Below are 20732 nucleotides of genomic sequence, written 5' to 3' on the forward strand. Positions count from 1 at the left end.
TTGTATGGTTTTTTTTAAAATGGTATATTTACTAGTAAACAAGCTTATTCAAATAAAAAAAATTATGCTCTTAGGAAAATCTCAGCGTCAAAATGAATCGCTGATAGAAAAAAACGACGATGCTTCCCTTGTACTCCTACTGATACAAGGACGGTATTTGGAAGCCTATCAACTAGTCAGTCAACAACCTGAAAATCTCGCCAACTTATACAACAAAGCGTTGTGTCTTTATTTTGCTGAATTGCCTGATACGGCTCTACTCCTATTGGACCAAGCATTTGCATTGACCTCTAATCAACTGAAAGAAATTCCTTCTGCTGATTCCGCCATCCTAAATAAAATCAAAGCGATGCAAGGTAAAAACAAGGATTACTTACAGCCAATTAATCAATTTTATACGGATCATTTTCCATTACAAGTATGGGATAACTTATGGCGCATCAAAATTGACTGTTTGGTTCAACTGGAACAATGGGATGAAATTCTCCTTCATGTGCCTAAACTAATCGAAAAACACCATTATCAAAATATAAATCAGGCGATAGCATTAGCCCAACAAAATAAAAAGGAAAGCGAATGAATGAAACGATATTTAAAGGAATAGAAGATTGCTATGTTCGCAATAAGTTCTCTCGAGGAGGAGAAAAAGTAAATGTGTTGGAACAAATTCAGTTACTAGAAGACAAAAAAATAAGTACAACTACAGGAGATACGCTTTACCATTTGGCTGCGCGTTATCTCGATTTAGATACGATTAACTACTTACATCAAGAAGGAATAAAACCTCGAACAAACGATAGAGATCAAACGCCTTTACACTACTTGGCGCAAGCCCACACCAATGAAAAAGATTATGCGGCTTTGGCTGAAGCGATTTACAATTGTACGATGGCTTTAATCAAAGCAGGAGTTAATCCCCAAAAAGAAAAATCAAGAAGGGATTCCTGCCTATTGGAAAGCAGGCGAAGCGGCTTGTTATCCTTTCATTCAAGCCATGGCTGATACTGACATCAAAGTAGATCAGGTTGGAGAAGAAGGGAAAAACTTGCTTCATGTCTTGTGCTATCGCTTGGTTCACCGCAAAAATATTGAAGGCGTAATTGAAGCAACGGGTAAAACCATTCAAGTGATTCTAACGCATCAACTTCTTGATCCGGAAGACAAAGATATCTTTGATCGCACACCAATTTACTATGCTCAAAGTGCAGATGTTAAAGAAATTGCTGCCATTCTCAGTGGAGATGCCTTAGCCTTAGTCACAGGAGGCATGGACTTAAATCAAGCCGTACTGAATCGCGATTTACAAGCCGTACAAGCACTGTTGAACAACGGAGAGGATATCAATCAACTCTTTGATGCAAATGGAAGATCGGCGCTAATGCTAGCTTGTGAATACCCTAATCCAGAAATGGTTGAACTCTTGGTGAAACATCAGGTAGATGTTAACCTAAAATCAGGAGTCAATGGAACGACAGCCGTTTACTATCTTTTAGAAAAAGCAATCTACAATTTAGGTCGTGGTGTACAAGGTGGGCAAACAGATCGCGTGATTCGTCAGATTTTCAAATTACTGTTGGGCTGTGATTTACAAGTTAATGATACGATTCACCAGCACGATGGAACAACCGCGTTGATGCACTTAGTTAGCAACCAACAACTTTCTGGGTTAATGAACTCCATGGTAGAAGATTTAATTGATGCAGATTATAATCTCAATCAAACCAATAACAGTGGACAAACGGCATTAATGTTATTTGCCTTTGCAGGCAATGAAGATCGAGATAATATTATCGAACTTTTATTAGATAACGATGCGGATACTCGCTTACTTGATAAAGAAAGTAATACGGCTTTGATGTACGCAGCGCTAAATCATCATGCGATGTCTGCCAAAAAAATTGGAACTTTGCTGTTGGATGCGGATGCGTCGATAATCAATCAAGTGAATAATCAAGGAAAAACAGCATTAGATTTAGCTGTGGAACAAAATAATGAAGCCCTTGTTAAGGTGATCCTCAACAAGATGTAATACAAACGGAATACAATTGCTATGGATACCATGTTTTTAAATGCCTGTAAAGCAGGACAAAAAGGAGTTATTGAAGCGTTTTTGAAAAAAGGCGGGATCAATATTAATAAACGAGATGCGTTGGGAAATACCCCGCTATATTATGTCTGTATCAAGGGAGCGAGGGATTTGGTTCAATTGCTTATTCAAGCAGGGGCTGATGTTTCTCAAGCAAACAACAACAGTCAGGCACCCATTCACCGCATTGCAGAAAATGGCAATAAAGAAATCATCACCTTATTAATAGCAGGCGGAGCGGATATCAATGCTACGGATAAAGAAGGAAAAACACCTTTGCTTTATGCTATTAAAGCAGGAAAAACAGAAACAGCTCTTTTCTTCCTTAGTCAAAGGGGCGGATCAAACCATCAAAGACAACGAAGGTTTTAATGCCTTGGATTATGCAACAGCGGCAGGATTGCGAGATTTAGTTGTTGCTTTATCTAAAACAGCAGGTGTTAGTCAAAAAGATGATAATGGCAATACTCCTTTACATCAAGCCGTGTACAATGGGCAAAGTGAAACAGTAAAAGCCTTGCTCAAACAAGATACCTCAACAATTAATGAAGTGAACAATGAGGGGCAAACTCCTCTCGTATTAGCAGTTCAAAATTCCAATATTGGTGTGGTGGAGCAATTGATTCAAGCTGGAGCTGATATTAATAGTAGCCTACTGAATGGAAATTCCCCTTTACATTATACCGCAGCAATTGGCAATCGATTTATCGCTAAACTATTAGTAGACCAAGGAGCGGCTATCAATGCCTTAAATGCCTATAGTGAATCACCCTTGATTGTAGCTGCTTATCAAGGACATAATGACTTCACGGCTTTATTGATTGATGCAGGTGCAAACCTTAACCAAGTAGATGATAGCAGCAAAAGTGCAATGGCTTATGCCAGTGAAAAAGGCTTTACTGAAATTGTTGAACAACTGTTAATGGCTGGAGCAGAGAATTAAACACATTATAAAAAAATAAAGAGTACATAAAAATCAAGAACGATCTGAGCAACAGGTCGTTCTTCTTTTTTATACCTTTGTCTCCTAAAACAAACGCATTTACAATCCTCTAATTCAACTTTATGTCCAAACATTTGGCTCGAATAGCTGTTACGGTTTTATTCTTCTTTTTTGGTGGAGTCTCTGCCTCATGGGCTTCGCGAATTCCTACCATCAAAGAATATTTTGAAGTAAATGATTCGGCTTGGGGCTTTGTCCTGTTGTACATTTCAATTGGGACTTTAATTTCCTTGCCCTTTGCAGGTTCTATTATTGCTAAATTGGGAAGTAAACGTTCTACGTTGTATTTCTTACTTTCTTATTTTGTCTTATTGGTCGGTATTGGCTATTGGGACATCCTTTGGCAATTGAAAATAAACTTGGTTCTATTTGGTGTTTTTAGCAACCTCACCAATATCTCCATCAATACCCAAGCGATTAATGTGTCCAAACAATACAAAGGACAAATTATTGGATCTCTCCATGGTACTTGGAGCATTGGAGGTTTTGCAGCTTCCTGGTTAGGTGCTGAAATGATCAGCAGTTACGTTCCGCCTTTCGATCATTTCATTTACTTTTCCTCGGTAGGTATTGTAGCCTCCCTATTCTTGTTTAAATTTTTAACACCTGATGCAGCTCCGCTAGAAAAAGAACAAGCTACAGCACAAAAAAAATGGAATTGGCCCGATAAGAATTTAACCGTTTTAGGCTTACTCGCCTTTTTTTCGATGGTGACAGAGGGAACTATGACTGATTGGTCTAGTGAATACATGAAACACATTGCCTTAGCTCCTATTGAATTAGTAGGATATGGCTTAACGGCTTATATGTTCACCATGGCTAGTGGTCGTTTTATCTCGGATTATACCGTACGAAAATATGGAGAGCGCAAAACTTTATCCGTTTGTGGTTTACTTATTTTTATTGGTTTAGGTGCTGCGGTTTTATTTCCCCATGTCTATACCACTATTTTATCGTTTATGATTGTTGGATTTGGTGTTTCGGCAGTTGTACCTATGGTTTATCATTTAGCAGGAAATAGTACAATAATGCCACCACAACAAGCGTTAACATTAGTAACGAGCATTGGTTTTATTGGATTCTTTTTAGGGCCACCCGTGATTGGTTTTATTGCACAGCACTCTTCTTTACAGACTGCTTTTGCTATTATTGCCCTTTTCGGTTTGTCTATTACGCTTTTAAATCGATTTATCAAGCTAGATACTTCGAACTAAATTTATAAATTCTGTAACAATTGAATCGCTAAACCCCATACGATTGTTCATTTTTATTTTTATATTTGATCATATTTTAAACTATCATTAATGTTTACATTTTTGCAAGCTTCACCAGATGCAATTACTACTGCCGTAACTGATTTAAACGAAGTAGTAACTCAAGAAAGTCAAATTTCTGCGTTAGATTTTGTTCTTAAAGGAGGAATCTTTATGATTCCGATTATCCTTTTGTTTATCTATACGATATATCTTTCCATTGAGAGGTATTTGTATATTAGAAAACAAACGAAATACGATGCAACTGTACTTCCCAATACACTCAACCTATTGGAGAAAGGTCAAATGGATTCTGTTGATTTAACCTTGTCAAGAGACAATAATTCGTATACGAAAGTCATTCTAGAAGGTACACATTCAATTGGAAGACCGATTACTGAAATCGAAGCCAATATGGAGCGTTTAGCGACTATTGAAATTGGAAAAATGGAAAAGAAGATGGGTCACCTGGGATTAATTGCCGGTATTGCTCCTACTTTAGGTTTCGTTGGAACAATTTTAGGGGTTATCCGTATTTTCTACAACATTAGTATTTCAGAGGATATTAGTATTGCTAATATTTCAGGAGGACTATATGAGAAAATGATCAGTAGTGGTTCTGGTTTAGTTGTTGGTATTATAGCGTATGCAGCGTATCACTTGCTGAATTCGTCTATTGATACTTATTTGTTGAATACACAACAAACGATTTTAGATTTTATTAATGCAATACAAAGACCAAATGGCAATCAAAAGAAATAAACGCTTTAAAGCGGAAATTGCGACTTCCTCTTTAAGTGACATTATGTTCTTCTTGCTTTTATTCTTTCTTATTTTATCGACATTAGCAAATCCCAATGTGATAAAAATGATGCTTCCAAAAGCAGCATCAAATGAAAAGACGAATAAACAGCACTTGACCATATCGGTTACAGAAGATAAACGTTTTTTCATTAATAAGACTGAAGTCCCATACGAGGCATTAGAACAGACTTTATTAGCAGAATTAGGAGGAAATACCGATCAATCGGTTGTTATACGAATCCCATTTAATTCGCAAATTCAAGAACTTGTAGACGTTTTACAGATTGGTGTAAAAAACAACATCAAGTTTGTAATAGCTACACAAAAGCAATAAAAAAAGGAGCGATGAAAATCGCTCCTTTTTTTATGTTAGTTTAAACTGATAGACTATTTTTCCTACTTGTTTTGCAGGGGCCTTATCATTGGCTTGCCATTTGGTTTGTAAAGCTGCAATCTTTGCTTGTTCTAGTAAACAGCTAGCAGTATTGGTTGTTCCTTTTACACCAGCTCTAGCTTCTACTGTATTCCCAGCTTGATCCACCCAAACTTCAACAACTACTGTTCCTATTTCATTACATGTGTATTTCGGAATCGCTTTGACTGTTGCGCTTCGTCCATCAAGAGAATAATTGACTCCGTCACCTCTACCATCACCATGTCCATTTCCTACTCCACCACCAGATCCACTTCCGATACCTGATCCTGTTCCACTTCCTACACCGCTTCCGCTTCCTGTACCATTTCCAGTCCCTGTACCATAATATCCGCCATTGGTTGATAATCCTCCTTTTCCAGAACCTGTCGTTCCACCACCTCCAGAACCACTTCCACCATTCATAAAGCTACTAATCGCATCTTTTGTTGTGTTAGAAACATCTGGCTTAGCTGGTGTAGCCGCTTTTTTCTCTGTTGCTTCTGTTTTCTTTTCGGTCGTTTTTTTAGCTACATTCTCCAATGGTTTTTCAACAACGGGTTTCGCCTTTTTCGTTTCGTCCTTTTTATTTACAACAACCGTAGTTTCCTCTCCTTTTTCATACGCCAACACCTTATTTTCTTCTACCGGTTCTGCTTTTGCAATTTGTTGTTCTTCCTGTACAACCTCAACGGGTTTAGATGAAGTTGTCAAATGATCTCCAGGCGTTCCTTCTAGCGAGATAGCAACACCATCTCCTCCACCTCCGCCTCCACCAAAACTGGTATACGACGTGTGACTATCCATAAATTTGATAAAAAATAAAAGAAGGAAAAACAATAGGGTAATTCCCAAGGTTATAACGATTGACGTTTTTTCCTCTTTTGTATATTTTACATTCATATCAGTTACTCGATGCTATTAATTCATTCATTTGTTCTAACAAATGTACTTATTTTTTTGATTCTACTCTTTTTCTTCACTTCTTTTTAAGAAGTTACCACTCTACTTCCTTTTTCTTCGTCTTTTACAATAGACAAAGACAACGGAATTCGCTCTTGTAATTCATCCACATGGGAAATGATTCCAACGATTCGATTTTCTTTATGCAGGCTACTCAACGTTTCAAAAACAATATTAACCGATTCTGTATCTTGTGTTCCAAAACCTTCATCAATAAAGAAAAAGTTCTTATTGGATTTAGATAAACTCTGTACACTTTCGGCTAATGCTAAAGCCAGAGATAGCGATACTTGAAAACTTTGTCCACCCGATAAGGTCTTCACACTACGTGCCTTTCCATTATTTAAATAATCAATAATTTCAAAATCGTTATTTTCATTCAATTGCAAACTCAACTGATTATTTGTTAAACGATGAAAACGCTGATTCGCTATATCACAAAGGTTACTCAGGTAAATACTCGATACATAGTTGACAAATCCCGCACCTTTAAACATATTATCCAATAGATTGATATTTTTCAATCGCTTTTCCACTTGATCAAACTCTTGTAATAAAGCTCCTTTCTCTTTGTATTCTTGTTCTAATCGTTCAATCTCTCCCACTAGTTTTGCCACCAACGTTGTATGTTCCTTGACTTGTTGTTCTAAGGTCGCTACAACTGTGGTTTGATTTTGAAAACGCACAGGGTCAAAAGCAAGCGATTCTAATTTAGCAGCTAGTTGCTTCACTTGGTTACGCAATACTTCTAACTTTAATATAAACGCTTGAATCATGGTTCTTCTTGCCTGTATGTCTATATTTTTAGCGAGAATTTGTTCTACTGCTGCCACCTCTTCTAAATGAAACGCTTGAAGTAATTGATGGATATGTTCTTCTATCCCTTCTACTGTTTTGGTCAACTCTTCTATTGCTTGTTGACTGTTCTTCTGTTCCGTTTCCAAAGAAGCTAAAACAGGTGTTAATTGCTGTAGTTGTTGCGTCAATGAGCGATAACTTGTTTCTACGCTTGCAATCCCTTCTTCTTTACTTTGAATCTCTTGGGCAATCTTTTCTTTCTCTTGTGCTAGGATTTCGTTGAGGTTCAACAATTGAATTTGCTTCGCTTTGGCCTCAATCTCTGCTTCCATTCTTGCTTGCTCCAACTCGATCTTTGCTAGTTCAGCCATGTATAACTCAACTTTTGCTCGAATTCCCTCGGATTTCTTCACTCCTTGTTGGTGCTGTTGCTCCGCTTGTTCGAGTGCTTCATTAATTTTTACCGCTTGTTTTTTTAACTGATCTAGCTGGTCTTTATTTCCCATTTCAATTTCAGTCCACACAAAAGTGCCTTGCATTTGCTGCAACTGACTTTGTTTATCCTCCAGTTGTTGGTTGACTTCTTGTTCTTGAACCATCAAAAGATGTCGCTTATCCACCAAGGCTTGTACTTCTCTTTCGCTTTGGTTTAATTCCAACGTCTCTTGTCGAAGTTTTTCTTGTTTACGTTCTAATTCTGCAATTAAACTCGATACATCTTCGCTCGTTAGAATTGTAGGATGCTCCAAGGCACCACATAAAGGACAGGCTTCCCCTTCTTTTAAAGCAGTTGCATAATGCGCCAATTGTTGAGACACACGCAATTGATCCAATTCTTGAGTAAGCAGCATTTGAATCCCTTGACTGAGCTCTCTTTGTTTAGCTAAGTTTATACGCCATTCTTCTTCCGTGGTGAAATCCAGCTTTTCCAAAGCACTACTCAGCTGTTGAATTTCCCCTTGTACTTGTGTCTTTTTGGTTTGTAGTTCTTTGTTATTTTGCTGTACATGCGCCCAATCCGTAAACCATTTATCCAAAGCCATCAAACGCATGGCATCCATTCGATTGGCTTTTAAATTTTGTATTTGTTGCTCAATTCCTACAATCGCCTGTTGAATTTCTTGTAGTTCTTTTTTGGTTTGCACCACAACTTCATTGCCCTTTTTCAAGCGCTCACCTAAGGCTTTTTGAGATTCTTCCGTTAGTTTAATACTTTGAATTAATTGCAATTCTCGGAGTCTTGCCTTTTCTTGCTCAATCGTTTCATATTGTTTTTCAACGGCTACTAATTCTCCAGCAATCTGTGTATGTTGTGTTTTCTTTTCTTGAAAAACCTTGATTTGCTCTACTAAAACGGCCTGTTTCTCAACTAACTTTGCTTTGTTTTGTTGTTGTTCTTTTAATGCGGAACGAAAGGCCTTATCTACTTGTTCATATTGTTCTAATTCCTTTTGTTGTGCCTGAATTTGAACTTCTTGCGCTTCTAATGTTGCTAATTCTTTTTTACTGGTTTCGAACGTTTCGAAATCACTTTTCACTGCTTTCAATTGCTGAAAGAGCTCTTGTTCATTTTTAAACGTTGCTGTCAGTTGGGTTAATTGTACTTCTTCTGCTTTGTGTTGCGTTTTTTTCTCTTCGATCTGTTCTACTGTAAGCAAAGCAAAACGCTGCAACTGACCTTGTAAATGGTCATAGCGCTGACGAGTTGTACTATATAAGGCTTTGGTCTTTCCCGTTAAATCAAAACGATCCAAACCAAAGATTTCTTGCATCATCTTAGTTCGATCTTTCCCTCCTAATTCAATAAACTCTTTGAATTTTCCTTGCGGAATAATGATGGTGCGTTTGAAGTTTTCATAACTCAATCCGATTACCCCTTCCATATTTAAATCAGGTAATGGAATCCATTGCTCTTCTTTCCACTGATACAAGACTGAATCTCCGCGTTTTACATCATCAAAACGCTTAGAATTACGTCTGAACTCCCTGTATATGCGGTATTTTTCTTCTTTAAAATTCAGAAACTCAAAATCAATACTCATGCGGTCTGATTTTAAGTTCATCATATTATAAGCTCGATTATCACGAGCATTTAATCGTTCACTTTCACCATATAATCCAAATGATATGGCTTCTAAAATAGAAGATTTACCTGATCCTACTTTTCCAAATATCCCGAATAAACCAGCTTGAATTAACTGCGTAAAATCAATGACTTGTTTTTCTTGATAGGAATAAAAACCTTCTAGCGTTAATTTAATGGGTATCATGGTTCTTCTTAATTTATAATTTCATTGAACAAATCCATGATTTCATCATTGGGTTCTTGTCCATTGTTTTTTTGTTTAAAATAATCAGCAAAAAGTCCTTGAATATCTTGCTCTAGGTTGACTTGCTTTCTTTTATTCTCCTCAGATTGATTGGTTAAATTCACAACAGGAATAATGGTAATAATTCCATCATGTGCTTGGTGGATTCGCTTGATATCATCTGCTTGTAAGAAGGTATCACTCACTAAGGTTAGCTCGACCAAATGTGTTGGATTTTGTTGCAACCATTCGACTGCTTCATCCACAGCATAACATTTTTTTCTCGTCAATGGACGTCCTTTGACAAGAGGGATTTTCTTATAAGTAGCCGGTTGATTAGGTTCTACCTCAACCAACATCGTGTACTTTTCTTGTCCCGCTTCACTAAAACTATAGCACAACGGACTTCCTGCATAGACAACAGGGCGATCGACTTCTCCTATTTGATGGGCTCGATGCAAATGCCCCAAAGCGGTATATTGAATTTGCGTTGGAATACTATCGCTGTAAATCAGATCAGCATTTCCAATTTTCAATGGTTTTTCTCCATCGGGTTCTTCTAGTTCTTCTCCTCCTTTTTTCATCATGTACAAATGAGAAATTAAGAGGTTAACACCTGCTGTATCACAGTACTCCGAAGCTAATGTTTGCCAATTGCTTGCCAACACTTCATTTAGAGCCGTTGTCTTATCCGCTACATTCAACGCTTTTTTCAATCGCACCTCATTGGCATAAGGCGTGTGAATGATGCGAATTGGAAAAGGGAGGTGCGCTAACTTGATCTCTACCAATCCTTCTACGGACTGTGTTAATGTAAAAGTATCATTTTCTTCGATGGGTTGAACAACGGTATTGGGCAATCCAACCAAAAGAATTCCACAAGCACGTGCTAAAGGATCTGGTGCATCAATTCGCTCGGGGCTATCGTGATTTCCGGCAATGGCCAAAACAGGGCGCTGCCCATTACGCGTTAAACGGCGAAGGGTTTTATAAAATAAATCTTCTGCTTCGATGGGAGGATTAAACGTATCAAATAAATCACCTGCAATCAAGATAATATCTGCTTCTTGTTCATCTGCCACTTGACAGATTTCATCCAATACTTCTTTTTGCTCTTCGATTCTTGAGAAATTATCCAACCGTTTGCCTAAATGCCAATCTGCCGTATGTAATAGCTTAACTTTCATTCTTCCCTTTTGTTTACCTCTCAAAGATAAAAGTTATATCGGGGAATCCCTAGTGTTTTTAGTTGTCAGTTGTGAGGGAGAAATTTGGTTGAGGTACGACATACAAGAATATAAAACGTATAAAAAACACATTCTTAACGTTAAATAGCTAATTTCGTGTAAAAATTAAAACGATGAAAAAGATTGCACCTTTCCTACTTGTCTTGATACTAGTTCTGTCTTGTAAAAATAAAAACACACTAGACCCCGTAGCTCTTGCAGTAGCCTATGATGAGATTAACATTGTTTATGACAAGATAAACAGTGCTTTCATCAATAAAGATGGAACCTCGTTATACGACAATTTAGATCAAGAGTCTATTGAATATTATGAAGGAATATTAACTGCTGTCAAAACAAAAAACATAGATGGAACTTTAGTCGATCAAATGAATATCGCCAATGGTTTGTTATTGCTAAGTGATGAGGATTTACAAACTATAGATACGAAAAAGTTTGTTGAAATTTTATTTTTAAACTCGGCAGTGGATGATAAAAAGATAGAGGTACTTTCTAGCGCTGTACTTGCTAATTTAGAAATTGAAGAGAACACAGCTACAGGGACTATTTTTGGTATACAACCCGCTAATTTTTTTAAAGAAAAAGGGCAGTGGAAATACAGTTTGCTTGACTCCAGAATATTATCAGAAACGGTACTAAGAGAGGCACAAGAAGCCAACAACATGACAAATAAAGAATTTTTGATTATGCTGTTATCAACAAGTGATTTTACGCAAAATCCCAATATCAAACGCGATTTTACAGAAGTTTTTAACCTGATACAGGAAGAAAGACAAATACGTGGGGATAAAGCCTAACTAAAACATATAGGCTCTTGTCAAAACAAAAACCGTTGTCTTAAACAAATTCACGTTGTAAGGCAACGGTTTTTTTACTTTTGTTTGACTCATCAAACTTATGCTATAGTACGTTGAGTTTGACTAGTCGTCTTCGTATATTTTTATAATTTCTACTTGCTCTCCATTCTCCCATAGGGATTCAATCATCAAGGTTCCGGTTGCATGGTACTCTTTGACAAGGCCTTCTTTTTTGCCCTTAATAAAATTCGCTTCAGTACTTAAATTGCCATTATTATAGTAGTCTTTGTACAAACCTTCTTTTATCCCCTCTTCCCAATTGACTTCTTCTCGTATTTTTCCATTGTCAAAATACCCAATAAAAAAACCTTGTTTCTTTCCCTTTATAAAAAGGCCTTCCTCATAAAGTTGTCCATTTTCAAAAAATACTTGGTGCCATCCATCTTCCTTTCCTTCTTTAAATGGGGTTTCAACAGCTAAATCTCCATTTGGGTGATATTCTTTAAAAACGCCAATTTGCAATCCCTCACTCCAATGGGATTGTTTTCTCACTTGCCCATCTTCATAATAAACAAAGGCTTCCCCCTCTTTCTTTCCGTCTTTAAATTTCACTTCTTCCTCTATTTGTCCATTTTCATGGTAGGAGATAAAAAAACGATCGAGTTTTCCTTCTTGCAAATAGGCTCCTTCTTTTAAAAGGCCGTTTTCATCATATCGTTTGACAATCCCCGTATAAGGAGTTTGTTGATTCAGTTCGAAATACACTCCAGCTCTAGACTCGAGTTGATTGAAATTAATTTCTCTTTCTTTACAGCTAAGTAAGAAAAACGCAACTGCTACAATAACTAAAATTCTTTTCATACTTGTTTAGGTCAATTGGTATTTTAGAGTTGATTTCATTGGAATTACAACTAAAAAAATAGGCTGATGAATCATCAGCCTTCTATTTTTTATGCAATAAAACAAATTCATTCACATTAAATTTCACATCCATCAGGACCACAAGCATTCGCATCTTGATTTCCTTTCATTTCGAATTTAGGTTGGCTTTCTTCGTAAGCTTGTGTTAGTGCTTCTGCAAACGTATCAATAGGTTGTGCACCAGAGATTCCGTATTTGCGATCTACAACGAAGAACGGCACTCCTGAAATTCCCAAGGCTTGTGCTTCTTCAATATCGTTTTTCACTTCTTGCGTTTGCTCTTCGCTTTGCAATAAAGCAACTACTTCTTCTTTATTTAAACCAATACTCGTCGCTAAATCAGTCAATACTTCAAGGTCTCCTACGTTTTTACCGGCTGTAAAATGGGCGAAAAATAACGCTTCTTCCATTTCATTTCCTTTCCCATGAATTTGTGCCAAGTGAATCAAGCGATGTGCTCTAAATGTATTTACTGGAATAGCAATATCTTGTCTGAACTCAATTCCCACTGCAGCTCCCGATTGATCTAAGTGATGCATCATCCCTTCGATTTGCTCTTTCGGCATTCCTTTTCTCTTCACTAAATAATCAAGGGTTGATTCTGAAGCCCCTTCTACAGGTAACGTTGGATCCAATTGAAAACTCTTCCACTCTACTTCTATTTTATCTTTAAAAGGCAATTGTGCTAAGGCATTTTCAAAATGTTTCTTTCCAACATAACAAAAAGGACACATTACATCTGACCATATTTCTACTTTCATGTCTATACTTTTTTAAATTAATACAAGGGAATTTTGAAGTGCCCTATTCTTCAAAGATACGATTTAAGTAGGACTTCCCCCTACACATTTAACAGATACGAAGGCGTTCTCGCAATCAATTCTCCTATAATAAAAGAATTACCTTACAAATTGCCCTCATTTAATTTAACACGGTCAATTGTTGTTAACATTTTTTTAATAATTTTATCCAACCAAAAATAACTGCAAATTATGAAACACCTGTACCTATTTCTTCTGTTTATTCTAACCGCTATTTTATCCCATGCGCAAATAAGAAAACAAGTTCTTTTTATTGGGAATAGTTATACGTATACAGGAGATATCCCCAAATTAATTAAAGACATGGCTCAATCTACAGGAGATATTTTGGACTATCAAGAGCACACTCCTGGCGGTTCTACTTTTCAAGATCACATGTACAATGAAGCTGTAACAGCCAAAATAAACAGTAGAGCTTGGGACCATGTAGTTTTACAAGAACAGAGTTTGCGCCCTGCTCTGGGAAGTAACTACAGTGCACCTTATGCACTTATACTAAATGATCGCATTAAAAACTCCTCTCCTTGTGCGAAAACTTTGTTTTACATGACTTGGGGGCGCGAAAATGGAGAAGAAAACTTGTGCAACCAAGGGATGGCCCAGATGTGTACCTATGAAGTCATGGATGATAAAATCTATGAAACTTATATGGCTATGGCCTTGGAAAATAGAGCAGAAGTTTCTCCAGTAGGACGAGTATGGCGAAAAGTACGTGAACAATATCCAACGTACAAACTTTACAACCGAGATGAATCACATCCATCTTTACTAGGTTCTATGGTTGCTGCTTATACCTTTTACACGGTACTCTTTAAAAAAGATCCGACACTACTTACCTACAATACTGGAATAACTGCAGAACAAGCCCGTAATATCAAACTCATTGTAAAAGAGGTTGTCTATGATGATTTTGAAAAATGGTATATTGGTGTACACTACAACAAATCGGGGTTTACTTATGAAATCGTAGATGCTCCAAGTGTGCAATTCACCAATACGACACCCAATGTACAGCAAATTAGCTGGGACTTTGGAGATGGTACTACGTCAACAGAACTCAATCCGTTACACCGCTACCAACAATTAGGTGAATTCACTGTAACCTTAACAGTAACAAGCTGTAAGGAAACCTATACGGTAAAAGACACGGTAAATATTGAAACGTTAAGTACCATTTCTTTTGAAGAGCGAAATTTTGCTGTTTACCCCAATCCAACCAGCGATTATCTCTTTGTTCAATTGGAATCTGAAGCGTCTTTTACTGTTTTTGATCTAGCAGGAAAAAAACAAACGAGTCCCGTAACCCAACAAAATGGTTTATATCAAATTGACGTGCATCACTTGCCAAAAGGAACTTATGTGCTGTATATCAAAACCTCGAAAACGCAAGAACAATTTAAATTTATAAGAAAATAATCAAGTTATTTAAGGTGAAAAAATAAATCTTTCAATTATTTTGTCTAGATTTACCCCTGTGTATAAATTAATTATTAATTCACCTTATAACATTTTTTATACAACATCTATGTATTACCAACCCATCAACTTTATAGATTAAAAAAAGGAAGCTTATCAGCTTCCTTTTTATATCTATTTTTTTCTTTATTTCACCCAGGTATCTCTTCCGGCAATAATTCCAGAAATTAGAAGTGTAGCTGACATGATTAACAAAAATAGCAGCGAATACATCCAGTCTTTGGATAGGTCAAATAATGCGCCAAAAATAGGAGGTCCACAAGCGGCAATTAGGTAACCGAAAGATTGTGCCATTCCCGACAATTCTGCTGATTGTACTGTACTTCTAGTACGCAAAACAAAGAGCAACATCGACAAGCTAAAAGCTAAACCACTCGCTAATCCTATAAGGACACACCACAAGATGATATACTCTGTACGGAAGATTAAAATTCCGCTAATTCCCACCATAAACAACACCCCAACGACAAGCGCTAACAGTTTTTGATTGTTCATTTTACTAGCGATAATCGCTCCAATAAACGTCATGGGTAATTGGGCAAATTGTACATAAGATAAAATCCATCCTGAATCTTCTACCGACATCCCCCAAGTTTGCATTACTTTCGGTAGCCATGCAGCTAAACAGTAAAACAAGAGTGATTGTACTCCCATAAACACTGTAACTGCCCAAGCCAATCCTGATTTATAGAGATTCACTGTTTGCTCTTCAACTGCAAAATTTCCTTTGATTGGGTCTTCTTTCTTTTTCTTGACTTGTGGAATCCATACAAAAATCGTCACCAAAGAAAGAACCAACCAAATACCGATAGATCCTTTCCATCCCATTGTGGTATACGATCCTAAACTGATACTAAATCCCGCGGCTAAAGCTGCTGTTAAGTTCATGGCTACGGAATAAATTCCCATCATACTTCCTACTTTATGAGGAAAATTATTTTTAATAAAGGCGGGCATTAGAACATTTCCTACTGTAATAGCAGTTCCAACTAAAGCAGCACCTAAAAAAAGAGAAACAATATTTCCCAATGGGCGGATAAACAAACCAATGCTCAACAACACTAAAGAAATTAGCAGAACTAATTCCATTCCGTATTTTCGAGAAAACTTAGGAACAATACCCGATAAAAAAGCAAAAGCCATCAAGGGAATAGTAGTTACTAAACCTGCTGTGGTATTAGACAAAGCTAGGGATTTACTTATTTCACCAATAACAGGCCCTACAGAAGTTAGCGGGGCACGAAGATTAGACGCAATAAATATAACCCCTAGCAGCATCAAGATTTCTTTCGTTTTTGAAACTTTTTCGATCTCTTTATCAATTGAATTACTCATATTAATTTTGTGCGTTTGTTTTACAAGGGCAAAATTAAACGGAATTAAATGATTATATTCGCCATATATCATAACTAAAACGACAAGCATGTATGGACCTGAATTAGTCGATCAAGTCAAAAAAAACGGATTTGTTTGGCATGCAGAAAATTGGAAACACAACAATGAATTTCACCAGCATCACAAAGCACAGCTTGTTTTTGTTGAGTCGGGTTATCAATACTTGCATACCACAAACAATCAATTCTTATTACCCCAAAATCACGCTGCTTGGATTCCTTCGGATCTACCCCATAAAACCACGTCCGCTTCGGAATCTGTTTCGTTGCGAACGCTCTATTTTAATACTGATGGAATGCCTCCCTTTTACGATGATCTGTATTTATTTTCTGTTCCTGCTGTATTGCGCGAGATGATTATGTATACCGAGAAATGGTCGCTGAATATGGAATACCGTCAAAGTGAGCAAACGTTTTTACTGGCTATTTTAAAAGAACTTCCTTCTTTTATACAAGAATCTATCCCATTGATTACCCCAGTACCTAAATCGACCAATTTACTTGCTGTAACGGCTTATATCCATCAAGCCTATGGCAAGCCAATTGCTATTGAAGATTTAGCTGCCAAAGGTTTTGTGAGCATCCGTACCTTAGAGCGTCAATTTAAAAAAGAAACTGGTATTAGTTTAGCGAAATACATTCAAATGGTTCGCATAATTAAATCGCTAGAACTCCTGAGTGAGGGAAACCTCAACATTGGAGAGATTGCCTTTCGCGTTGGGTATAGTAGTGCCCAATCCTATAGCAATGTTTTTACCAAATTATTAGGTAAACGCCCGAGTGAATATTTTGAATCAGGGCTGAAATAAGCCAATAAAAAAAGCCAACTCCGTGGAGTTGGCTTTTTGCGTATGTTTTAGTTTACTGCAGGTAAGAAATTGTATTCTTTCGCGTAGTATAACATTTGCTCTTCAAACGTTTTAGGTTGTTTAATTACGTAATCCGTAACTTCTCCTTTATCATTTGTAACAGGTACAATATAAGGGTTTACAAATCCTCTATATGGAGCTGAATTGTATTTCGCATTGCGCTCTAATACTTCTTTATGAATCGCTTGATCCACTTTTACTCCATAGTTTTCTACTAATTGTTTTGCAGCATTGTAATCTCCTTCAGATTTGATGCGTTGCGTTTCTTTTAGTAATTCACCGAATAAAGCGTGTAGTTTATCATAATCCGTAATATTGAAATACGTTTTTCCGTCGCGAACCACTTTTTCAATTACATTGTCTTTCTTTCCTTTTTCGAAAACCCATGCACTCACCCATTGGCGGTTTCTCATGTGTGCTTCTTCGATGTCAGCTCCTGGCTCTAAACGCACCAATTGCGTCATTAATCCATTGCGGATATACCCATCATAAGCAGCCATTCCCACAGCTTTCCAATCCTCTACTAATCCTATTTCTTGTAATTTAGGATTGTATAAATAGAATAACCCTACTAAGTCAGCACGTCCTTCTTCTAAAGTAGAAGCATAACTTTTTAGTGTTTCTTTTGGTTGACCAATACCTGGGTTGATTTGTCCAGAAGCATGTCCAATTACTTCGTGTAAAGCCGTATGTAATTTATCAGCTAACTCACCGTATTGTTCTTCTAGTTTCACTTCTTCATCATCATGTGCAAACTCTTTTAGTTTACCAGATCCACCTGCGTGGTTATATGAGTCGATGATATTTCCTAAAGAGATTGATTTAGAACCGTGTTCTGCTCTAATCCAATCTGCATTTGGCAAGTTCACTCCAATTGGCGTAGAAGGTGATGAATCTCCAGATTCTGAAGCTACGATTACCGTTTTATACGTCACTCCAGTCACATTTTTCTTTTTGTGTTCTGGCATTAATGGAGAATTATCCTCAAACCATTGTGCTTCTTTAGATAAAACTTCCATTTTCTTAGACATATCGAAGTCTTTGATTTGCACTACACTTTCATACGAAGCTTTGTGTCCTAATGGATCGTTGTATACTTCAATAAATCCATTGTTATAATCAATATTTCCATCCGTAGCTCCAACCCATGCAACGTTGTAATCGTCCCATGTTTTTAAGTCACCTGTTTGGTAGTATTTGATTAATAATTTTAATGCATCTGCTTGTTTTTGATTTTCAGCAACCGTTACTGCTTTTTCTAACCAGTAAATGATTTTGTCAATCGCTTGACCGTACATTCCACCGCTTTTCCAAACTTTTTCAACTAATTTCCCGTTTTCTTTTACAACTTTCGAGTTTAATCCTGTTGAAAGTGGACGTAAAGGATCTGGGCTTTTCATTGCATTGTAAAAAGCTTCTACTTCTGCTTCTGTAATTCCATCTCCATAGAAGTTAACAGCTGATCCTTCTACTAAGCCTTTAGCCAAGTCTAAGTTTACTTTTTTATTGTCAACGTCATTGAATAAAATAGCCACAATACCAGCATCTAAATTTGTTTTAGTTGCTTCTAACAATGTTTTGAAATACGCTTCTGTAAAAGCTGGCTTGATTTTATCATTAGAATAATGGTGGTGAATACCGTTAGAGAACCACACTCTTTTTACATAGACTACAAAGTTTTTCCAGTCTTCTGTTTCTTTATCACCTGCATAGTTTACATAAATGCTTTCTAGTGCTTGACGGATTGCTAAATTGTGTTTGTAGTTTTGGTCCCAAATAATATCGCGTCCAGCATATCCTGCTTGACTCAAATAGTACACCAATTCTTTTTCTTTTAATGTCAAATCTTCCCAACCAGGAATTTGATATCTCAATACTTCAATATCAGCAAATTGATCTACACTATATTCAAAATTTTCAACTGCTCCCACCGTTTGTTCTCCTTCTTTCTCTTTGTTTTTTCCACATGATAATGCCATTGCCGAAGCCAATACAATACATGCCATTGTGTTTAATTTCATAATTAATGCTTTAATCGTCTTTCAACAAATATATAAAATATGGTTATACCCTCCGTATTTTATTATCCTCAAAAAAACTAATTCTATTTTTTTCCTTTTATTTTTTTAAATAATCATCAGTAAAATGCGTGTCAGCATTTGGATTATTAAATTTTTCTTGGTTGTAATCTTTGGATTTATTGCGGGGAATAGACAGGGATTGCCAAGCTTCATTTTTGATGAGTTTTCCAATAAATACAATTTGACCAATATGATAAGGATAATGAGCCAGTTGACGATATAACGCTTCTCCAACGGTATGATCTTGGTTTCTAATTTTCACCACTGCGTCTACATTTTCTGCAGTAATCGAATCTAACACGGTAAACAAAATGGTCCAACTTTTATCCCAATTCGTGATTAACTCATGCCTATTGTAAACGCCTGTTGCAAATTCACCATCTCGATCTCGCCATTCTTTTTCCCCATCTTCTGTAAAAAAATTTGTAAAACGAGAGGCTAAATTTCCAGTTATATGACGCACCAACATAGCAATAGAATTACTTTCTTCGTTGTATTGCCAGTTCAATTCTTCTTGAGAAAGGAGTAATATCGTTTTGTCGGCTAACGTACGATAGTACTCAAATTGTTTGCGAATGCCTTGTACTTCTTGTATAGTCATGCTTTATTAGGTTTTGTTCTTTCTAAATGTACTTCATTTTATAAAAATATCCATTGATTTACTCAAAAAAATGACCTCTTTTATACCAACGCCAGTCAACCATTTTAACGCGATAATCATCCTTTTACTTTTCTTTTTTTGTTGTAACTCAAAATTTGGCACAATAGTTGTAATTCTATTAGAAACTTTTTTTCATACTACTTTTGCCCTATACGCCCCCCAAATTTCGTATAGGGCATTTTTTTATGTTTCTTTTCATTCGTGTTATTATATCCGTTGTATAACTAGTCAAAATAAAGAGCAACACAAACGAATAATTTCACTCAGAAATATCGAACTTTGTAGGAAACACCCATTCAAATGATACTATTAGAACTAGAGCGAACATCTTTTCGCCTATTAAACTCAGCAGATAAAGAGGCTTTATTTGAGATTTACTCTGATAAAGACGCCATGCAATATAGAACAACCGCTCCCTTTGAGACGCAAGATGAAATTGATACCTACTTAGAGCAGGTTGAGCAAGAAAATCTAAGCGGACAAAAATTTCGTTGTGCCTTTGTACACACCGAAACGAATCAATTAATGGGAACTGCTGTTTATGCCTTACTTGATGCAACCTCTGCAGAAATTGGCTTTTCCATTGGTCGAGCGTTTTGGAAAGGAGGATATGGAACAGAAGGAACCTGGGGATTAATCGAGCTTATTAAACAAAGAGAACCGCAGATTCAACGAATTGTTGGAATTGCTCAAACAGCCAATGAAAAATCAGTCCGCATGATGGAACGCATGAATTTCACTTTTGTCAAAGAAGAGGGAAATAAGAGTTATTTTGAATATCTGCTTTAAGAAAAGGATGAGGCGGTGAAATCGGAACGCAGTGCAGATTCATCGAAT

Annotated in this window: 20 protein-coding genes; 12 read left to right on the top strand and 8 right to left on the bottom strand. The window is 36.7% G+C overall.

All coding sequences use genetic code 11. From position 1 onward, the window contains the following. Positions 1-64: 64 nt before the first annotated feature. The 8 genes from M2306_RS10685 to M2306_RS10720 all read left to right on the top strand — a co-directional run bounded on the left by M2306_RS10685 (position 65) and on the right by M2306_RS10720 (position 5480). Positions 65-580: a hypothetical protein gene (locus M2306_RS10685; protein ID WP_259190865.1), complete on the top strand. Its 516-nt coding sequence runs from the start codon at positions 65-67 to the stop codon at positions 578-580. Beyond that, a complete protein-coding gene (locus tag M2306_RS10690) occupies positions 577-1002 on the top strand; it encodes a hypothetical protein (protein WP_498882855.1) in 426 nt (141 codons plus the stop codon). Before M2306_RS10685 ends, M2306_RS10690 begins: the two co-directional genes overlap by 4 nt. Then, positions 995-2029, top strand: a complete 1035-nt coding sequence (locus M2306_RS10695) for an ankyrin repeat domain-containing protein (RefSeq protein ID WP_498882856.1) — start codon at positions 995-997, stop codon at positions 2027-2029. Before M2306_RS10690 ends, M2306_RS10695 begins: the two co-directional genes overlap by 8 nt. 21 nt (positions 2030-2050) lie before the next feature. Continuing rightward, positions 2051-2458, top strand: coding sequence for an ankyrin repeat domain-containing protein (locus M2306_RS10700; protein ID WP_498882857.1), 408 nt, complete (start codon positions 2051-2053; stop codon positions 2456-2458). After that, positions 2370-3029 (top strand): ankyrin repeat domain-containing protein, encoded by a 660-nt coding sequence (locus M2306_RS10705; RefSeq protein ID WP_498882858.1) that lies wholly within the window; start codon positions 2370-2372, stop codon positions 3027-3029. Before M2306_RS10700 ends, M2306_RS10705 begins: the two co-directional genes overlap by 89 nt. 122 nt (positions 3030-3151) lie before the next feature. Further along, positions 3152-4303, top strand: coding sequence for an MFS transporter (locus M2306_RS10710; RefSeq protein WP_115092641.1), 1152 nt, complete (start codon positions 3152-3154; stop codon positions 4301-4303). A 90-nt stretch (positions 4304-4393) separates the two neighbouring features. Further along, a complete protein-coding gene (locus tag M2306_RS10715; protein ID WP_002990356.1) occupies positions 4394-5104 on the top strand; it encodes a MotA/TolQ/ExbB proton channel family protein in 711 nt (236 codons plus the stop codon). Beyond that, positions 5085-5480: an ExbD/TolR family protein gene (locus M2306_RS10720; RefSeq protein ID WP_036462946.1), complete on the top strand. Its 396-nt coding sequence runs from the start codon at positions 5085-5087 to the stop codon at positions 5478-5480. Before M2306_RS10715 ends, M2306_RS10720 begins: the two co-directional genes overlap by 20 nt. Positions 5481-5510: 30 nt before the next feature. Here the strand turns inward: M2306_RS10720 and M2306_RS10725 are convergent, their stop codons facing one another. The 3 genes from M2306_RS10725 to M2306_RS10735 form a co-directional block, all read right to left on the bottom strand. After that, positions 5511-6365, bottom strand: a complete 855-nt coding sequence (locus tag M2306_RS10725) for an energy transducer TonB (protein WP_236594061.1) — start codon at positions 6363-6365, stop codon at positions 5511-5513. Between the two features lie 182 nt (positions 6366-6547). Continuing rightward, on the bottom strand, positions 6548-9589 hold the full coding sequence (locus M2306_RS10730) for an AAA family ATPase (RefSeq protein WP_259190861.1): 3042 nt from the start codon (positions 9587-9589) through the stop codon (positions 6548-6550). An 8-nt stretch (positions 9590-9597) separates the two neighbouring features. Continuing rightward, the gene (locus M2306_RS10735; RefSeq protein ID WP_259190859.1) at positions 9598-10815 is read right to left on the bottom strand and encodes a metallophosphoesterase family protein; all 1218 of its coding nucleotides are present in this window, start codon (positions 10813-10815) and stop codon (positions 9598-9600) included. A 173-nt stretch (positions 10816-10988) separates the two neighbouring features. Between M2306_RS10735 and M2306_RS10740 the strand changes: the two genes are divergently transcribed. Beyond that, a complete protein-coding gene (locus tag M2306_RS10740; RefSeq protein WP_115092635.1) occupies positions 10989-11672 on the top strand; it encodes a hypothetical protein in 684 nt (227 codons plus the stop codon). Positions 11673-11795: 123 nt separating this feature from the next. On the opposite strand, the gene M2306_RS10745 is transcribed toward M2306_RS10740, so the two are convergent. Beyond that, on the bottom strand, positions 11796-12533 hold the full coding sequence (locus M2306_RS10745; protein ID WP_115092634.1) for a toxin-antitoxin system YwqK family antitoxin: 738 nt from the start codon (positions 12531-12533) through the stop codon (positions 11796-11798). Between the two features lie 116 nt (positions 12534-12649). Next, the gene (locus M2306_RS10750) at positions 12650-13354 is read right to left on the bottom strand and encodes a DsbA family oxidoreductase (protein ID WP_259190857.1); all 705 of its coding nucleotides are present in this window, start codon (positions 13352-13354) and stop codon (positions 12650-12652) included. Between the two features lie 231 nt (positions 13355-13585). Between M2306_RS10750 and M2306_RS10755 the strand changes: the two genes are divergently transcribed. Next, entirely contained in the window at positions 13586-14830 is a 1245-nt protein-coding gene (locus M2306_RS10755) for a T9SS type A sorting domain-containing protein (protein WP_259190856.1), read from the top strand. Between the two features lie 186 nt (positions 14831-15016). Here M2306_RS10755 and M2306_RS10760 read toward each other — a convergent pair whose 3' ends face one another. Next, positions 15017-16225, bottom strand: a complete 1209-nt coding sequence (locus M2306_RS10760; RefSeq protein ID WP_259190855.1) for a CynX/NimT family MFS transporter — start codon at positions 16223-16225, stop codon at positions 15017-15019. An 88-nt stretch (positions 16226-16313) separates the two neighbouring features. Here M2306_RS10760 and M2306_RS10765 point away from each other — a divergent pair, with 88 nt between their 5' ends. Continuing rightward, positions 16314-17093 carry a helix-turn-helix domain-containing protein gene (locus M2306_RS10765; RefSeq protein ID WP_259190854.1) on the top strand — a complete coding sequence of 260 codons (780 nt, stop codon included), beginning with the start codon at positions 16314-16316 and terminating at the stop codon, positions 17091-17093. 47 nt (positions 17094-17140) lie between these two features. Here the strand turns inward: M2306_RS10765 and M2306_RS10770 are convergent, their stop codons facing one another. Both M2306_RS10770 and M2306_RS10775 read right to left on the bottom strand, forming a co-directional pair. Next, positions 17141-19174, bottom strand: coding sequence for a dipeptidyl-peptidase 3 family protein (locus tag M2306_RS10770; RefSeq protein WP_259190853.1), 2034 nt, complete (start codon positions 19172-19174; stop codon positions 17141-17143). A gap of 97 nt (positions 19175-19271) precedes the next feature. Continuing rightward, on the bottom strand, positions 19272-19835 hold the full coding sequence (locus M2306_RS10775) for a DUF1572 family protein (RefSeq protein ID WP_115092630.1): 564 nt from the start codon (positions 19833-19835) through the stop codon (positions 19272-19274). A 360-nt stretch (positions 19836-20195) separates the two neighbouring features. Here M2306_RS10775 and M2306_RS10780 point away from each other — a divergent pair, with 360 nt between their 5' ends. Then, positions 20196-20684 carry a GNAT family N-acetyltransferase gene (locus tag M2306_RS10780; protein ID WP_259190851.1) on the top strand — a complete coding sequence of 163 codons (489 nt, stop codon included), beginning with the start codon at positions 20196-20198 and terminating at the stop codon, positions 20682-20684. Positions 20685-20732 lie beyond the last annotated feature (48 nt).

Origin of the sequence: Myroides gitamensis (assembly GCF_029894455.1) — a bacterium.
Lineage (GTDB): Bacteria > Bacteroidota > Bacteroidia > Flavobacteriales > Flavobacteriaceae > Flavobacterium > Flavobacterium odoratum.

Bases quoted from the DNA above. Each gene is read 5' to 3' on its own strand.
- M2306_RS10710 (WP_115092641.1), top strand. From the start codon at position 3,152: ATGTCCAAACATTTGGCTCGAATAGCTGTTACGGTTTTATTCTTCTTT.
- M2306_RS10715 (WP_002990356.1), top strand. From the start codon at position 4,394: ATGTTTACATTTTTGCAAGCTTCACCAGATGCAATTACTACTGCCGTA.
- M2306_RS10755 (WP_259190856.1), top strand. From the start codon at position 13,586: ATGAAACACCTGTACCTATTTCTTCTGTTTATTCTAACCGCTATTTTA.
- M2306_RS10750 (WP_259190857.1), bottom strand. From the start codon at position 13,354: ATGAAAGTAGAAATATGGTCAGATGTAATGTGTCCTTTTTGTTATGTT.
- M2306_RS10775 (WP_115092630.1), bottom strand. From the start codon at position 19,835: ATGACTATACAAGAAGTACAAGGCATTCGCAAACAATTTGAGTACTAT.
- M2306_RS10770 (WP_259190853.1), bottom strand. From the start codon at position 19,174: ATGAAATTAAACACAATGGCATGTATTGTATTGGCTTCGGCAATGGCA.
- M2306_RS10685 (WP_259190865.1), top strand. From the start codon at position 65: ATGCTCTTAGGAAAATCTCAGCGTCAAAATGAATCGCTGATAGAAAAA.
- M2306_RS10745 (WP_115092634.1), bottom strand. From the start codon at position 12,533: ATGAAAAGAATTTTAGTTATTGTAGCAGTTGCGTTTTTCTTACTTAGC.
- M2306_RS10690 (WP_498882855.1), top strand. From the start codon at position 577: ATGAATGAAACGATATTTAAAGGAATAGAAGATTGCTATGTTCGCAAT.
- M2306_RS10760 (WP_259190855.1), bottom strand. From the start codon at position 16,225: ATGAGTAATTCAATTGATAAAGAGATCGAAAAAGTTTCAAAAACGAAA.
- M2306_RS10740 (WP_115092635.1), top strand. From the start codon at position 10,989: ATGAAAAAGATTGCACCTTTCCTACTTGTCTTGATACTAGTTCTGTCT.
- M2306_RS10700 (WP_498882857.1), top strand. From the start codon at position 2,051: ATGGATACCATGTTTTTAAATGCCTGTAAAGCAGGACAAAAAGGAGTT.
- M2306_RS10695 (WP_498882856.1), top strand. From the start codon at position 995: ATGGCTGATACTGACATCAAAGTAGATCAGGTTGGAGAAGAAGGGAAA.
- M2306_RS10725 (WP_236594061.1), bottom strand. From the start codon at position 6,365: ATGGATAGTCACACGTCGTATACCAGTTTTGGTGGAGGCGGAGGTGGA.
- M2306_RS10730 (WP_259190861.1), bottom strand. From the start codon at position 9,589: ATGATACCCATTAAATTAACGCTAGAAGGTTTTTATTCCTATCAAGAA.
- M2306_RS10765 (WP_259190854.1), top strand. From the start codon at position 16,314: ATGTATGGACCTGAATTAGTCGATCAAGTCAAAAAAAACGGATTTGTT.
- M2306_RS10735 (WP_259190859.1), bottom strand. From the start codon at position 10,815: ATGAAAGTTAAGCTATTACATACGGCAGATTGGCATTTAGGCAAACGG.
- M2306_RS10705 (WP_498882858.1), top strand. From the start codon at position 2,370: ATGCTATTAAAGCAGGAAAAACAGAAACAGCTCTTTTCTTCCTTAGTC.
- M2306_RS10780 (WP_259190851.1), top strand. From the start codon at position 20,196: ATGATACTATTAGAACTAGAGCGAACATCTTTTCGCCTATTAAACTCA.
- M2306_RS10720 (WP_036462946.1), top strand. From the start codon at position 5,085: ATGGCAATCAAAAGAAATAAACGCTTTAAAGCGGAAATTGCGACTTCC.